The sequence below is a fragment of the Sphingorhabdus sp. EL138 genome (genome assembly GCF_945882965.1).
Lineage (GTDB): Bacteria > Pseudomonadota > Alphaproteobacteria > Sphingomonadales > Sphingomonadaceae > Sphingorhabdus_B.
This window is the reverse complement of sequence record NZ_CAMCWY010000005.1, coordinates 17,964-31,182: the sequence shown is the minus strand read 5'-3', so window position 1 is coordinate 31,182 and position 13,219 is coordinate 17,964. Positions and strand designations below refer to the sequence as shown.

The window sequence follows — 13,219 nt, the reverse complement described above, 5'->3', positions numbered from 1 at the left end:
GAGTTTTTATTTTCCGGCAAGCCGTTTGACATCGGCGAGATATTTTCGTCCTATGCGCATGGCGTGATCCTCGCCCAGCAGGGCATGCCAGACCCCGCCACCTTCATGCCGCAGTCCGGTGATGAGATCGCGGCGCACAATATGGCTGCGGTGAATGCGCTGAAATCGTTCGGGGTCCAACCTTTGTTCCAGCGCAGAAATCGTCTGGTGCAGCAAATAGCTCCGGCCATTGGTATATAGCCGCATATAATCCCGCTCGGCCTCAATCCGTTCAATATCCACAGCGGCGATACGAATAAGCTCTGCGCGGTGGGACACCCAAAATTCATGCGCGTATCGACAGTTCGTTTTTGCCGAAAGTTCTGGCACATGCATCTCGGCCTCTGGTGCGCCAATTGCGCGCGTGATCGCGCGGCCAAGACGTTCGCTCGACACAGGTTTCAGCACATAGTCCACCACGTCGAGGTCAAACGCCTCAACCGCGAAATTATCATAAGCGGTGATCAGGATGATCGCGGGTTTTTTCGGCATCAGTCCCAAGGCGCGGGCGGCGTTGATGCCGTCCATTTTGGGCATGCCGTTATCGAGAAAAATCAGGTCAGGCGTCAATGCCTGGGCAATGCGCAGCGCCTCCACACCATCATTTGCCGTGCCCACGATTTCGATAATGGGATGATCCGCGCTCAATATTTGCAGGCGCTCAATGGCCAGCGGCTCATCATCGACAATCAACGTCCGCAGCCGCTTCATGCCGCTATCCTTCGGCTTAGCGGCAATGTCAGATTGGCGACAAAACCCCCGCCAGGTATCGCGTGCGTATCGAGGCGCGCGGCAGACTTATAACGTGCCTCCAATCGGTCGCGGACGTTGGCCAAGCCAATGCCGTTTCCGCCAACATGGTCTGGATCGACGGCTTCGCCATCATCCAAGACGCTGAGGATAAGGACATCGCCCTCAATTTTGGCGCTGATAGTGAGTTCTACAGGACGGGTGGTGCGCGACACACCGTATTTAATCGCGTTTTCGACCAAAGGTTGCAGGATCAATGCCGGGACATGCTGCCCCATCAATGCATCGGGAATGTCGATTTTGACGCGCAGCCTTTTGGGATACCGCACGCTTTCAATTTCGAGATATAGCCGTTGCAGCTCGACCTCCTCTGCAAGCGTCACATCCTCCAGCGGGTCGGATGACAGGCTTGTCCGGTAAAAATTGGACAGATTCTGGATCATCGCTTCGGCCTCTTTTGGCTTTCCGTTCAGGACAAGGCTGGAGAGCGAATTCAGCGTATTGAACAGGAAATGTGGATTGACCTGATAGCGCAAGGAACGCAGCTCGGCATCTTGGGCCGCTTGGGCAAAGCGGGACGTTTTGCGCTCGGCTTCGCGCACTTCACGGGCGTAGCCAATGGCGACGTAGAGCGAGCCCCATGCGATCAGGAAAAAATAATGCGTAACCGAAATGTCGGCAATTTCCTGCCAAGATGACAGGCCGAGCTGTTCTTTCAAATCTTCAACACTGCGGCCAATGCTTGGGTCTTTAAACAGGCTGACGGGGTCATAAAGGTTAAAGATATAGAAATTGGCGGATGCCAGAAGCACGGCGCACGGAATGGCCCCAATGAAGGCCAGACTGATCCGAAAGCCAAGCGAGCGGCGGTCGGCCATGCGCAAACCGACATAGAGTATCCAGGTCACAAGCACGCCGACCAAAGCCACTATCAAGCGCCGTTCGAACAAGACAGCTTGCGCAGGAAAGTCCAGCAATGCGGCGCGCAGCGACAAGATCAGCGCATAAAAAGCCCAAAAGCCAATGATGGTTAGCAATGCCATCTGGTGGCCAATGAGCGGATGCGGGGACGAAGCTCTCTCCATATCCTGTCATACCGCATTTTTCGAAGCCTGCACCACGTGCGTCGTCCCTCGTCGAAAGCTTCGCCAATTTCGTCGAATGTTTATCTTCGGCTTAGGCCTCTTTGCGCCGATAGCGGAAATACCATACTTCATGCCCAAGGCGGCGCGCCTTTGCCGCATAGCGGGTTTCTGGCCATCCACCGGGGCGATTCTGAAAATCGGACGCGGTGTTGCACAACCAATCAAATTGTGGCCGATGCCGCTGCATGATCATCAGCGCGTGGCGGACATAGACAGGATGGTCCGTGCCAAAGCGGAATTCGCCGCCGGGTTTTAGTTTTGCCGCAATCAAATCGACTGGCCCGTCATTCATCATCCGGCGCTTTATATGCCGCGCCTTTGGCCAAGGGTCGGGATGCAACAGATAGACGAAGGACAATGACCCGTCGGGAACACGGCGCAATATTTCGAGTGCATCGCCCATATGGAGGCGCACATTGTGCAAGCCGCCTTCTTTTATATGTGACAAAGCTTGCGCAACGCCGTTCAAAAACGGCTCGCAACCGATAAAGCCATGATCGGGCAGCAGGTCGGCGCGAAACGCCAAATGCTCCCCGCCGCCAAAGCCGATTTCGAAATGCATCGCGCGGTCGTCGCCGAACAATTGCGTGCTGCTAAGCGGGCCTTCGTCCGGCACCGCAATTTGCAGCAGCAGATTGTCGACTAAGTCAACCTGCACCGAATGCAGCTTCTTGCCCTTTGAACGGCCATATAGGCGGTTCAGCGTCGTTGGGTCACCGATCTTGTTCGCAGTCATGCGGGTGGCGGCTAAACTTTCGGCCGCCACCCTGCAAGCCTAATCACGCCAAAGCGGCTTTCAAATCTGCGACCAAGTCCATGCGTTCCCATGGGAAGAAGTCGCCATCGGGCTTGCGGCCGAAATGGCCATAAGCGGCGGTCTTGCGGTAAATCGGCTTGTTCAGGCCAAGATGCGTGCGAATAGCGCGCGGCGTCAGGCCTCCCAGACGCGGGATCGCCAGGATCGCCTTCTCGATCACGTCGTCGCCGATCGTGCCAGTTTCATGCGTGTCGACATAGAGCGACAGCGGCTCGGACACGCCGATGGCATAAGCGATCTGGATGGTGCAGCGCGTGGCAAGGCCAGCGGCCACCACATTCTTGGCGAGGTAGCGGGTGATGTAGGCAGCCGAGCGGTCAACCTTGGTCGGGTCCTTGCCGCTAAACGCGCCGCCGCCATGCGGGGCCGCGCCGCCATATGTATCGACGATAATCTTGCGGCCCGTGACCCCTGCATCGCCATCTGGCCCGCCGATTTCGAACGCGCCGGTGGGGTTGATGTAATAAACCGTATCGCGCAGCAGCACTGGCGGGATCACTTCGGAAACGACACGCTTCACATAAGCTTCAAGCTCGGCATATTTGGCCGGATCGGCATTATCACCGGTGAGGCAATAGCCTTGCTTATGCTGGGTCGAGACCACCACCGCGGTCGCGGCGACCGGGAGCGATTCTTCGTAGCGCAGCGTCACCTGACTCTTGGCATCGGGTTCAAGGAATGGGGCAGCGCCGGAATGGCGATCAGCCGCCATCCGCTCAAGTATCTTGTGGCTGTAATACAGCGTCGCGGGCATCAGGTCGGGGGTTTCGTCAGTGGCATAGCCGAACATGATGCCTTGGTCGCCAGCGCCTTCATCCTTGTTGTCGCCCGCGTCCACCCCTTGCGCGATTTCCGCCGACTGGCCGTGGAGGTTGTTTTCGAAGCGGAAGGTTTCCCAATGGAAGCCCGCCTGTTCGTAGCCGATTTCCTTGACTGTACGGCGGACGGTGGCTTCGATTTCTTCCTTGGCACCGGGCACCCACGCGTCGTTCTCAAACACGCCCTTGCAGCGAATTTCGCCCGCAAGCACAACCAACTGCGTCGTGGTCAATGTTTCGCATGCGATGCGCGCTTCGCGGTCTTTGGATAAAAGCAGATCGACAATGGCGTCGGAAATCTGGTCGGCAACCTTGTCCGGATGTCCTTCGGACACGGATTCGGAAGTAAAAAGGTAATTTGAGCGCATGGTTTTTCCAGTCTATTACTGTGTCTGCGTATAAAGAATTCTTTATATCGTGATGCGCCTTTAGCCTCAACCGCGACGGCGGGCAAGCGGTAACAACGCCAACAGGATCAGCAGGCCAGCCAGAGCCAGCGGAATGGCGTTGCCAAATCGCGCGAACAGCGTAGGCGCTTTGGCGCGGGGTATCACGGCATCGATGCGGCCATCGGTGCCCAAGGGCAGGCTTTGCACGATCTGGCCATTGGCGTCGATGATCGCGCTGATCCCCGAAGGCGTGGAACGGATGACGGGCAGGCCTTCTTCAATCGCGCGCAGCCGGGCCTGCGCCAAATGCTGCGGCGGGCCAATATTGCCGAACCAAGCGTCGTTCGATGGGTTGAAGATGAAATCCGGACGGTTCTTGCGATCAACTGTCTGGCCGGAAAAAATAATCTCATAACAGACCTGCATGCCGATTTTGATGGGCTTGCCGTTGACAGTCACTGGCATGGTTTGCGCGCCGGGCCCGGGCCAGAAATCGAGGCTGCCCGGCACCAATCGCGATAGCCCAAGCGGCTTTAGCAACCACGGTAAGGGCAGATATTCACCATAAGGTACCAGATGAGCCTTGTCATAATGGCCAAGGACACGGCCATAGGCGTCCATGGCCGACACGCTGTTGCGCGCGGCGACCAACTGACGTTTTTCGAATATAAGCCGGTTTACACCCGTCAACAGCACATCATTATCGGCCATCAACGTGGTTAGCCGCGCGCGTGCACCGGCGGCGCTTTCGCCAGCCTGCCCCTGATAATAGGGGTAGGGATATCCGTCCTCTAGATACTCCGGAATCGCCGCCTCTGGCCAAAGGATCAGGCGCGGCGCTTGACCCGGCAAAGGGCGGCTGTTCATCGCCAGCTTGGCAAAGCTCAGTACGTCATAGCCAGGCGCATTTTTGTCGGCTTGGGAGATATTAGGTTGCACCACAGTGACGGCAATGGGTTGTGTTTGGGCAACAGCACCGCTGCTGAAAAATCCTCCCCACAGGGAAACACGCGCGATAATTCCCATCGTCGCCAACACAAAGAGCAACAATCCACCGACGAAATAGACTGTCCATCCGCCGCTACTGCGTGCGTCACTGGATGCGCGGTTCCACAACGATACGAAACTGTAGACGCCGCCGACAGCCAAAATGATGACGCCAGACATGCCATATGTACCAATGGCGCTAGCGGGTTGTGCCACATAAGGCATGTATAAAGTGATCACGCTCAACGGGTTCCAAGCATAGCCTGTGAATACCCAACTCCGCAGCCATTCGGTGATGATCCACAGGCCAGCAAAAGCGAGGATGAGGGGGAGGGTATTCCTCCCCGGCACGGGGGAGCCGTAGGCGTTGCGGAGCAACAGCGGGACCGCCGAAGGTGGTGGAGGGGGCGTGGAGTCGGGCGCTGCGTCTGCTGCTTGGCCCCCTCCGTCACGCGCTACGCGCGCGCCACCTCCCCGTAAACGGGGAGGATTTGAAAGTAGCCAAGCCCCCGCCGCCGCCAAGGCAGGGTAAACCGCCAAATACAGCGCCAGCACGACCACCGCGATATAGCCAAGCCAGATCGGCATCGCCGCCTGAAAGGTGAAGGCGACCGCAATCCATTGATTGCCAAAGGTGAAATGCCCGACCCCAAACAGCCAACCAAGAATGAATGCCCACTTTGTATTTTGGGCATGCGCGATCAGGTGGATAAGCAATGCAAAACAAACAAGCGTGAGCGGCCAAACGCTCCATGGAGCAAAACCGTATGCCGACAAGGCACCAGCGCCAATAGCGGCCCAGCGCGGAAAACGGTGAAGCAGGGCGGAGATTTTCTGCACGCTTGCGCCTTTGCCGTTCATATGTGACAAATGCAATCGCGCAAACATCGTCGTTGCTTGCGCTTCACAACTGGCCTGCTAATTCATCGGTATGATGTTTTTCGCAATCGCGCTTGCCGCCTTTACCCTTTCTGCGCTCACCGATGTCCATCAAGGCGATATCGCCTGTGTGGCCGTGCTGGCGACCTTGGCGGAAAAACAGCGGACAGGCATCGCGCCAGCCGAAGCACCCGACGTGCGCCAATCGGGCAAGAGATGGGCGGGCATTGTCGGCAATCGCGTCACCACGCAAAGTGGGCAACCGCGCGAATTGATCGCGGTCGCCATGGCCGAAGCCGCCAAAGCCGAGTTTCAGCGGCCAAGCGATCTTGCGCGGACCAACGCTTGCGCCGTGCAAATGACGGCGGAGCTTGCGCGTGCCGACAGCATCGACACAGCTTTACCCAGACCGGTGACATCAAAATGAGCTTACGTCCCTTCCATCTCGCTTTTCCCGTCCACGACCTTGCCGAAGCGCGCCATTTTTTCGGCGTCATCATGGGCTGTGCGGAAGGGCGGTCATCCGACCAATGTATCGATTTCAACTTTTTCGGGCATCAGCTGGTCGCGCATTTGGACCCGTCGGCGCGCAGCATATCGACACATAATCCGGTGGATGGCCATGACGTGCCCGTCCCCCATTTCGGCGTTGTCTTGGACATGGACCAATGGGAGGCATTGGCCAAACGCGTGCAGGCGGCTGGCATCCAGTTCGGCATCGAACCGCATGTCCGGTTCAAGGGGCAAGTGGGTGAGCAAGCCACCATGTTCTTCACCGACCCAAGCGGCAATGCGTTGGAGTTCAAGGCCTTTGCCGATGACGCGAATTTGTTTGCGCGCTGACGCTTGCATTTTGCCGCTTTAGGCCACAGCGCAAAGTCATGGATTTTCAAAATTTCGACATCGACCAATTCTTGCGCGAACATTGGCAGAAAAAACCGCTGCTGATCCGCAATGCGTTTCGCGACTGGCAAAACCCGCTTGAGCCCAATGAGCTGGCGGGGCTGGCGTGTGAAGAGGAAATGGAATCGCGGCTGATTTGTCAGACCGAATCTGGTTGGGAGATGGAGCAAGGCCCGCTGGCCGAAGAACGGCTGGCTGGCCTTGGTGAAAGCCATTGGACGTTGTTGGTGCAAGCGGTCGACCATCATGTGCCCGCCGTTGCCGACCTGATCGCGCCGTTCCGTTTCATCCCCAATTGGCGCATTGACGATGTGATGGTCAGCCTCGCTGCTGACCAAGGCGGCGTTGGACCGCATTTCGACCAATATGATGTTTTCCTAATCCAAGGGCTTGGCCGCCGCCGTTGGCAGATCGGGGCGCACTGCGACGCCGATACTTTGTTGCTGCCGCATGATGATTTGAAATTGCTCAGCGCATTTGCGGCGACGGAGGAATGGGTGTTGGAGCCCGGCGATATCCTCTATGTCCCCCCCGGCATCGCGCATAATGGCGTTGCGGTTGGGTCCGATTGCATGACTTACTCGGTCGGGTTTCGCGCACCATCCCGCGCTGACCTTTTGGGGCATTATGTCGATGATGTTCTGGATGGCATTCCCGATGACGAACTCTACCGCGACCCGGATTTGAAGGCCCAAGCCAATGCAGGCGAGATTTTGCCTGAGGCGCTGGAGCGCTTGCAGCAGATGATGCTTGAATCGCTGTCCGACCCCGCCCATTTCGCCCGCTGGTTCGGCACCTTTAACAGCACGACCAAATATCCCGATATGGACTGGCGGCCCGAAGTGCCGGTTGCGCCGGAGGAAGTGCGCGAGGCCATCACCGCGCAAGTGCCGCTGTCGCGTAATCCGGCGAGCCGATTGGCGTTTATCGCCAGCGCCACGGACACAGACGCATTGATGCTGTTTGCCGATGGTGTCTGTTTCGACTGTGGTGGCGAGACGGCGGCGTTGGCGAGAGATTTGTGCGCGCACGACAGCGTGGTTCTCGACGTCGCATTGGCGGCAAAGCCAGCGGCCATCGATCTCCTCACGCAGCTGTGTAATCAGGGCTGCATCGCGTTCGACAGCGAGGATTGATCTGCGCACGCGGCTAAGCATCTGCGCAAAGAAAGCGCGGTATGTGTCGGAGGCGGAAGCGCTATCGGCGGCGGCAAAGGCGACAATCACGCTGCGGCATTATGCCTGCGACCGTTGTGGGCAATTTCATCTGACCAGCCGGACCAAAGGCAAGCGCATCGCGCGGCCAGTAACGGATTGAGGGCGGCGGCTTAGCCTTCGACTTCGCGCCAAGTGCCCGGCGCAAGGCCATCAAGCTTCCATTCGCCAATCGCGCGGCGGACCAGCCGCAATGTCGGATGCCCGACCGCAGCCGTCATGCGCCGGACCTGACGGTTGCGGCCTTCACGGATGGTCAGTATGATCCAGCTATCGGGTACCGACAGCCGCACGCGGATCGGCGGATCGCGCGGCCACAGCATGGGATCGGCAATCCGTTCGGCCTCGCAGGGCAGGGTCAAGCCATCCTTCAACGATACGCCGCGCCGCAACTGCACCAGCGCATCGTCGGACACCTCGCCCTCCACCTGCACCAGATAGCTTTTGGCCATTTTATACTTCGGGTCCGATATCTGCGCCTGCAACCGGCCATCATCGGTCAGCAGCATCAACCCCTCACTGTCCATATCCAACCGCCCAGCCGGATAGACACCGGGCACATCGACAAATTGCGACAAGGTCGGCCGCGGCGAGCCCTCCGTCCCCTTGTCCGTAAATTGCGGCAAGACGCCATAAGGTTTGTTGAACAGAATGATGCGGGACATGGAGGTGCTGTAGCGAAAGCGGGGGAGATGCGAAATGATGTTGTGTGTGTGGGGGGATAGTTGGTCATGGGAGTTTTTTTATAATAACCAAATAGGCTAAAAAATATTGATATCGTAACCATAAAAGGTTGGTTTACGTCAACCTTACAACCGATGATGATATTGGGAAATGTTGGCTGATAAGTGGGGTGCCAACTGGTGCATGGGCGAACAAAGCCGATCAGATCGCCTATTGGATTAGCGGCAGTTGGCGCTTTGTCGTTCCTCATGAAGGAATGGGGGTTTGGAACAAATTTACACATTACCACAGCCTATACATATCGGGCCAATGGACGATCGCGCCTTTGGTGCCTAATCCAACCGGTGGCGCTTTCGTCGACAGCGAAGCGCGCGCAGCACTTGCGGCGATTTTACATTATTTCAGGTTGATAGGCATATTAGCAACATGAGCCGAGCACGCCGGAAAACGCTGCATATATTATGACCAATTGTCAAAAATGGCGACATTTTGGCAACAGTATAGATACATAGCGACTTGCATCAATGGAACAGAATGGGTAGATCTGCGTTCTCGAATTTCCGTTCCTAAGATAAATAAGGGAAAAGTTGATGCGTAAGTTAGCCATAAGTTTGGCGCTCGCTTCCACTGCTCTGGCGTCGCCGGCTTTGGCCCGCGACAACCAGTGGTATGTCGGAGTTGATGGCGGTGCCATGATAGTAGAAGACATTGCTTTGGATATTGCGGTGCAAGAAGACGCTGCTTCGTTGGATACAAAAAAGGCCTTTGATATTGGCGGTGTTGTTGGTTATGATTTTGGCGGTTTCCGTCTTGAATCAGAAGTCTCCTATCGCAATGCCGATGTGTCTGGCTTCAATAGCCAAACACCACAAATTCCTAGCGGTTCGGGCTCGACCTTGGCCCCGGGTGGCTCATACAAAGTGGGTGGTAATACAACTGCGCTGAGCTTCATGGTCAACGGATTGTTCGATTTCGGTGACGATGACGGCATTCAGGGCTTTATCGGCGGCGGCGTTGGTGTTGCACGTGTAGACGTGCAGACCGTTTATGCATTGCCTCCCCTCCTTGACGATTCCGATACAGGTTTTGCGTGGCAGGCACTCGCTGGCGTTCGCGCGCCTTTGAGCAATAGCTGGGATGTGGGACTGAAGTATCGTTTCTTCAACGCGGACAATGTCGGTCTTGTTGACCGTCTCGGCCGTGCAGTGGACACACGTTTCCGTTCGCACAGCTTGATGGCCAGCCTGATTTATAACTTCGGCGGTGCACCTGCGCCTGTCGAAGTGGCACCACCGCCACCACCGCCACCTTATGTGGCACCACCGCCACCACCGCCACCACCGCCGCCACCTGCGCCGGTATGCAACACAGGTCCTTACATCGTATTCTTCGATTGGGATAAATCGAACCTGCGTCCAGACGCAGCTTCGGTTCTCGATAATGCGGCTGCGCAATATTCGAACTGTGGCAGTGCGAAGGTTATGCTTGCAGGCCACGCCGATAAGTCGGGTACTGCAAAGTATAACGTTGGCCTCTCAGAGCGTCGTAACGACACCGTTCGTGCGTATCTTGAGACCAAGGGCGTAACAGCTGGCGCAATCGCCACTGAAGCATTCGGTGAAACCGCACCATTGGTACAAACTGCAGATGGTGAGCGTGAACCGCAAAACCGTCGCGTGGAAGTGTCCTACGGTCCAGGTTCGGGAATGTAATTCCCAATCTGATTTCAGGTTAAAAGAAAGGCTGGTCGAAAGACCGGCCTTTTTTTTGTGCGGTCGGCATGCGCCGGATCATATAATTGGGTGCAGATTCTAGGCCGCAGCCTGTGCCTTCACGCGCGCCTTCACTGTCGCGGCTTCCAATAGCCGGGTTTCAAGTGCTTTTAACTTATTTTTGTTTTCGGCTTTGCCGCCGAACAAATCCGTCACATAAAATGTGTCGACGGCGCGTTCTCCGTACGTTGCGATATGCGCACTGTGCAATGTCACTTTGGATTCAAACAGCGCCAGCGCTAAATTGTTGAGCAAGGCAGGCCGATCCAGCGCGTTCACTTCGATCACTGTAAACCGGTTGGAAGCTTGATTATCTATCAACACCGATGGCGCGATTTTAAAGGCGTCGGCCCGGCGGAGCGCGTTTGGTTTCGCATCTAGTTGAGTCATCAAGCGCGCGCGGTTGGTAAGCGCATCTTCAATATTGCGCGTGAGTCGGTTTAACTGGCTTTGCTCCTGAAAAGGACGACCAAGCGGGTCTTGGATCAGGAAATTGTCAACTGCCATGCCGTCACTGCTGGTGTGAATTCGCGCATCGATAATGTTACCGCCCGCCAGATGAATGGCGCCCGCTATACGGTAAAATAACCCTGGATGGTCGGCGGCAAAAACCGTCACGAGCGTCGCGCCACGATCGGGATAGAAACACGCATCAATGGCAAGTTCAGTGCCTGCGTTGGAAAGAAGATGCCGGGCGTTGCGCTCAATGATGTCATCTGGTTCCGCGATCCAATAGGCGTCAGGAAGCGTTTTGGCAAAAGCCGCGAATGTATCGGCGGGTAGTCGCAACGCGGATTCCAGCCTTGCTTTTTTCGAGGTAATCCGTTCGTCCCGGCCGCGTTGCTTGTGACCCAAACGCAGCACTTCTTCAGTGGCTTCAAACAGGTCCGATAAAAGCTGTCGTTTCCAACTATTCCAAACGCCCGGTCCAACCGCGCGGATGTCAACAACGGTCAAGACCAATAACAGCTTCAACCGCTCAGGTGACTGGACGGCTTGGGCAAAATCCAGGATGGTCTTGAAATCCGCCAAGTCCCGTTTGAAAGCAGTGGCCGACATCAATAGATGATAACGAACGAGCCAAGCAACGGTTTCCGTCTCGGCTGGTGAAAGACCAAGCCGTGGGCATAAGGTTTCTGCAATCTCGGCGCCTAACACACTATGGTCACCGCCACGCCCCTTCGCAATGTCGTGGAGCAATGTTGCAACAAACAATACCCGCTTGCTTCCGAGCTGTTGCATCATCGCTGTAGACAGCGGGTGATCCTGTTTTAACTTGCCCCTGTTGATATCGGCCAGCAAACCGATGGCGCGGATCGAATGTTCATCGACTGTGTAATGGTGGTACATGTCGAACTGCATTTGCGCGACGACACGGCGGAAATCAGGAATAAACCTGCCAAAGACGGTAGATTCATTCATCCAACGCAATACCGTTTCCGGGTCGCGCGGAGACGTCAGAATTTCGAGGAAAAGCGCGTTGGCTCTGGGGTCTCGTCGCAATACTTTGTCGATCAGCCGGGCATCCCTTTGGGCGGCGCGCATGGCCAGCGGGTGGATTTCCAATTCATGCACATCTGCCAAATGAAATATTTCGAGCAAGCGCACTGGGTCTTGCGCAAAAAACCCGTCATCGGGGAGTGCCAAGCGACCGCGGTCCAGTTGAAAGCCGTTTAGCTTTCGGGGTTTCCGGATAAAACTGGGCAAGAACCGACGGCCTTTTTTGGCCATAGCTTCATCCAAATGCGCAAGGAAAAGCCCCGTCACGTCGCCAACCGTTTTTGCGTTCAAAAAATAAAAATGCATGAACCGTTCAACCGCCGAGCGTCCGGGGCGATCGGCAAATTGCATAAGCTCCGCAACGTCGCGTTGTAGATCAAATGTCAGACGCTCTTCTGCGCGTCCGGTGATATTGTGCATATGGCAGCGCACCGCCCACAAGAAATTCTCGGCTTTTCTAAACCGATTATATTCATCAATTGTCAGCAGACCAACGTCGACAAGTTCGGACGCGGCTGACACTTTATGTATATATTTTCCAATCCAGTAGAGGGTATGGAGGTCGCGCAGCCCGCCTTTGCCATCCTTGATATTCGGTTCGACCACATATCGGCTGTCACCCATGCGCCGATGCCGGTCATCGCGTTCAACCATTTTTAGGCGCACAAAGTCAGATGCTGTATTGGCAACGACTTCGTTCCAGAAACGCAGCGAAGCCTCTTCGTAAACACCGCGGTCGCCCCAAACAAACCTGCTTTCAAGCAAAGCGGTGCGAATGGTCAGATCCTCTTGCGCCATCTTTACGGTTTCATCGAGGGACCTGCTCGATTGGCCAACCTTCAACCCAAGGTCCCAGAGCAAATAGAGGATCGCTTCTACGACCTGCTCGGTCCACGAACTGCGCTTGAAGGGCGTTACGAAGCCAATATCTAGGTCGCTGTGCGGGGCCATTTCACCGCGGCCATATCCACCGACCGCCAAAACCGCGATCCTTTCGGATGAGGAGCGGTTCGCAGCGGGATATGCATGCACAGTGACATAGTCGTAGATGAGCCGCACGATTTGATCGACAAGAAATGCTTGCTCCGCCGACGCGCGATAGCCTTGAGACGGCACCGCATTTAGGCGTTGCTGAATCTCGGCCCGACCGCTGGCCAAAGCCGATTGCAATATCTCAACGACGCGTGGACGGCGCTCCTGCGCGCCGCATTCGCGCACGATGCCTTCAATTTGTTCGGCAAGCGCGTTCCGGTCGATAATGTCGCGCTGCTTGAATATCCGTTCTGCTGCTGATGCCATCAGGCAACCTTAGTCGCGATCAA

Annotated in this window: 13 protein-coding genes; 6 read left to right on the top strand and 7 right to left on the bottom strand. The window is 56.2% G+C overall.

Annotated features, from left to right (window positions below; all coding sequences use genetic code 11):
• Positions 1-6: 6 nt before the first annotated feature.
• From Q0N43_RS03260 to lnt, 5 genes are all read right to left on the bottom strand, one after another.
• Positions 7-750 carry a LytTR family DNA-binding domain-containing protein gene (locus Q0N43_RS03260; RefSeq protein ID WP_295442452.1) on the bottom strand — a complete coding sequence of 248 codons (744 nt, stop codon included), beginning with the start codon at positions 748-750 and terminating at the stop codon, positions 7-9.
• Positions 747-1,874, bottom strand: coding sequence for a histidine kinase (locus tag Q0N43_RS03255; RefSeq protein WP_295442449.1), 1,128 nt, complete (start codon positions 1,872-1,874; stop codon positions 747-749). The genes Q0N43_RS03260 and Q0N43_RS03255 overlap by 4 nt, the downstream gene beginning before the upstream one ends.
• A gap of 91 nt (positions 1,875-1,965) precedes the next feature.
• Positions 1,966-2,670, bottom strand: coding sequence for a tRNA (guanine(46)-N(7))-methyltransferase TrmB (locus tag Q0N43_RS03250; protein WP_295442446.1), 705 nt, complete (start codon positions 2,668-2,670; stop codon positions 1,966-1,968).
• A gap of 43 nt (positions 2,671-2,713) precedes the next feature.
• Positions 2,714-3,937 carry a methionine adenosyltransferase gene (metK, locus tag Q0N43_RS03245; protein WP_295442443.1) on the bottom strand — a complete coding sequence of 408 codons (1,224 nt, stop codon included), beginning with the start codon at positions 3,935-3,937 and terminating at the stop codon, positions 2,714-2,716.
• Between the two features lie 66 nt (positions 3,938-4,003).
• Positions 4,004-5,806 (bottom strand): apolipoprotein N-acyltransferase, encoded by a 1,803-nt coding sequence (gene lnt, locus Q0N43_RS03240; protein ID WP_295442440.1) that lies wholly within the window; start codon positions 5,804-5,806, stop codon positions 4,004-4,006.
• 70 nt (positions 5,807-5,876) lie between these two features.
• On the opposite strand from lnt, the gene Q0N43_RS03235 reads away from it, so the two are divergent.
• The 4 genes from Q0N43_RS03235 to Q0N43_RS03220 are packed head-to-tail and all read left to right on the top strand — an operon-like array spanning position 5,877 to position 8,044.
• Positions 5,877-6,251, top strand: a complete 375-nt coding sequence (locus Q0N43_RS03235; RefSeq protein ID WP_295442437.1) for a hypothetical protein — start codon at positions 5,877-5,879, stop codon at positions 6,249-6,251.
• A complete protein-coding gene (locus tag Q0N43_RS03230; protein WP_295442434.1) occupies positions 6,248-6,667 on the top strand; it encodes a VOC family protein in 420 nt (139 codons plus the stop codon). Before Q0N43_RS03235 ends, Q0N43_RS03230 begins: the two co-directional genes overlap by 4 nt.
• A 38-nt stretch (positions 6,668-6,705) precedes the next feature.
• The gene (locus Q0N43_RS03225; RefSeq protein WP_295442431.1) at positions 6,706-7,863 is read left to right on the top strand and encodes a cupin domain-containing protein; all 1,158 of its coding nucleotides are present in this window, start codon (positions 6,706-6,708) and stop codon (positions 7,861-7,863) included.
• Between the two features lie 43 nt (positions 7,864-7,906).
• A complete protein-coding gene (locus Q0N43_RS03220; RefSeq protein ID WP_366845943.1) occupies positions 7,907-8,044 on the top strand; it encodes a hypothetical protein in 138 nt (45 codons plus the stop codon).
• Positions 8,045-8,054: 10 nt separating this feature from the next.
• On the opposite strand, the gene Q0N43_RS03215 is transcribed toward Q0N43_RS03220, so the two are convergent.
• Complete coding sequence (locus tag Q0N43_RS03215; protein WP_295442428.1) at positions 8,055-8,606, bottom strand: pseudouridine synthase; 552 nt, start codon at positions 8,604-8,606, stop codon at positions 8,055-8,057.
• A 128-nt stretch (positions 8,607-8,734) separates the two neighbouring features.
• On the opposite strand from Q0N43_RS03215, the gene Q0N43_RS03210 reads away from it, so the two are divergent.
• Both Q0N43_RS03210 and Q0N43_RS03205 read left to right on the top strand, forming a co-directional pair.
• Positions 8,735-9,055 carry a DUF2793 domain-containing protein gene (locus Q0N43_RS03210; protein WP_295442425.1) on the top strand — a complete coding sequence of 107 codons (321 nt, stop codon included), beginning with the start codon at positions 8,735-8,737 and terminating at the stop codon, positions 9,053-9,055.
• 160 nt (positions 9,056-9,215) lie between these two features.
• On the top strand, positions 9,216-10,337 hold the full coding sequence (locus Q0N43_RS03205) for an OmpA family protein (protein ID WP_295442422.1): 1,122 nt from the start codon (positions 9,216-9,218) through the stop codon (positions 10,335-10,337).
• A 99-nt stretch (positions 10,338-10,436) separates the two neighbouring features.
• On the opposite strand, the gene Q0N43_RS03200 is transcribed toward Q0N43_RS03205, so the two are convergent.
• Positions 10,437-13,196: a [protein-PII] uridylyltransferase gene (locus Q0N43_RS03200; RefSeq protein ID WP_295442419.1), complete on the bottom strand. Its 2,760-nt coding sequence runs from the start codon at positions 13,194-13,196 to the stop codon at positions 10,437-10,439.
• Positions 13,197-13,219 lie beyond the last annotated feature (23 nt).

Excerpts from the sequence above, each read along its gene's own strand:
- Q0N43_RS03260 (WP_295442452.1), bottom strand. The coding sequence starts at position 750 with ATGAAGCGGCTGCGGACGTTGATTGTCGATGATGAGCCGCTGGCCATT.
- Q0N43_RS03255 (WP_295442449.1), bottom strand. The coding sequence starts at position 1,874 with ATGGAGAGAGCTTCGTCCCCGCATCCGCTCATTGGCCACCAGATGGCA.
- Q0N43_RS03250 (WP_295442446.1), bottom strand. The coding sequence starts at position 2,670 with ATGACTGCGAACAAGATCGGTGACCCAACGACGCTGAACCGCCTATAT.
- metK (WP_295442443.1), bottom strand. The coding sequence starts at position 3,937 with ATGCGCTCAAATTACCTTTTTACTTCCGAATCCGTGTCCGAAGGACAT.
- lnt (WP_295442440.1), bottom strand. The coding sequence starts at position 5,806 with ATGAACGGCAAAGGCGCAAGCGTGCAGAAAATCTCCGCCCTGCTTCAC.
- Q0N43_RS03235 (WP_295442437.1), top strand. The coding sequence starts at position 5,877 with ATGATGTTTTTCGCAATCGCGCTTGCCGCCTTTACCCTTTCTGCGCTC.
- Q0N43_RS03230 (WP_295442434.1), top strand. The coding sequence starts at position 6,248 with ATGAGCTTACGTCCCTTCCATCTCGCTTTTCCCGTCCACGACCTTGCC.
- Q0N43_RS03225 (WP_295442431.1), top strand. The coding sequence starts at position 6,706 with ATGGATTTTCAAAATTTCGACATCGACCAATTCTTGCGCGAACATTGG.
- Q0N43_RS03215 (WP_295442428.1), bottom strand. The coding sequence starts at position 8,606 with ATGTCCCGCATCATTCTGTTCAACAAACCTTATGGCGTCTTGCCGCAA.
- Q0N43_RS03205 (WP_295442422.1), top strand. The coding sequence starts at position 9,216 with ATGCGTAAGTTAGCCATAAGTTTGGCGCTCGCTTCCACTGCTCTGGCG.
- Q0N43_RS03200 (WP_295442419.1), bottom strand. The coding sequence starts at position 13,196 with ATGGCATCAGCAGCAGAACGGATATTCAAGCAGCGCGACATTATCGAC.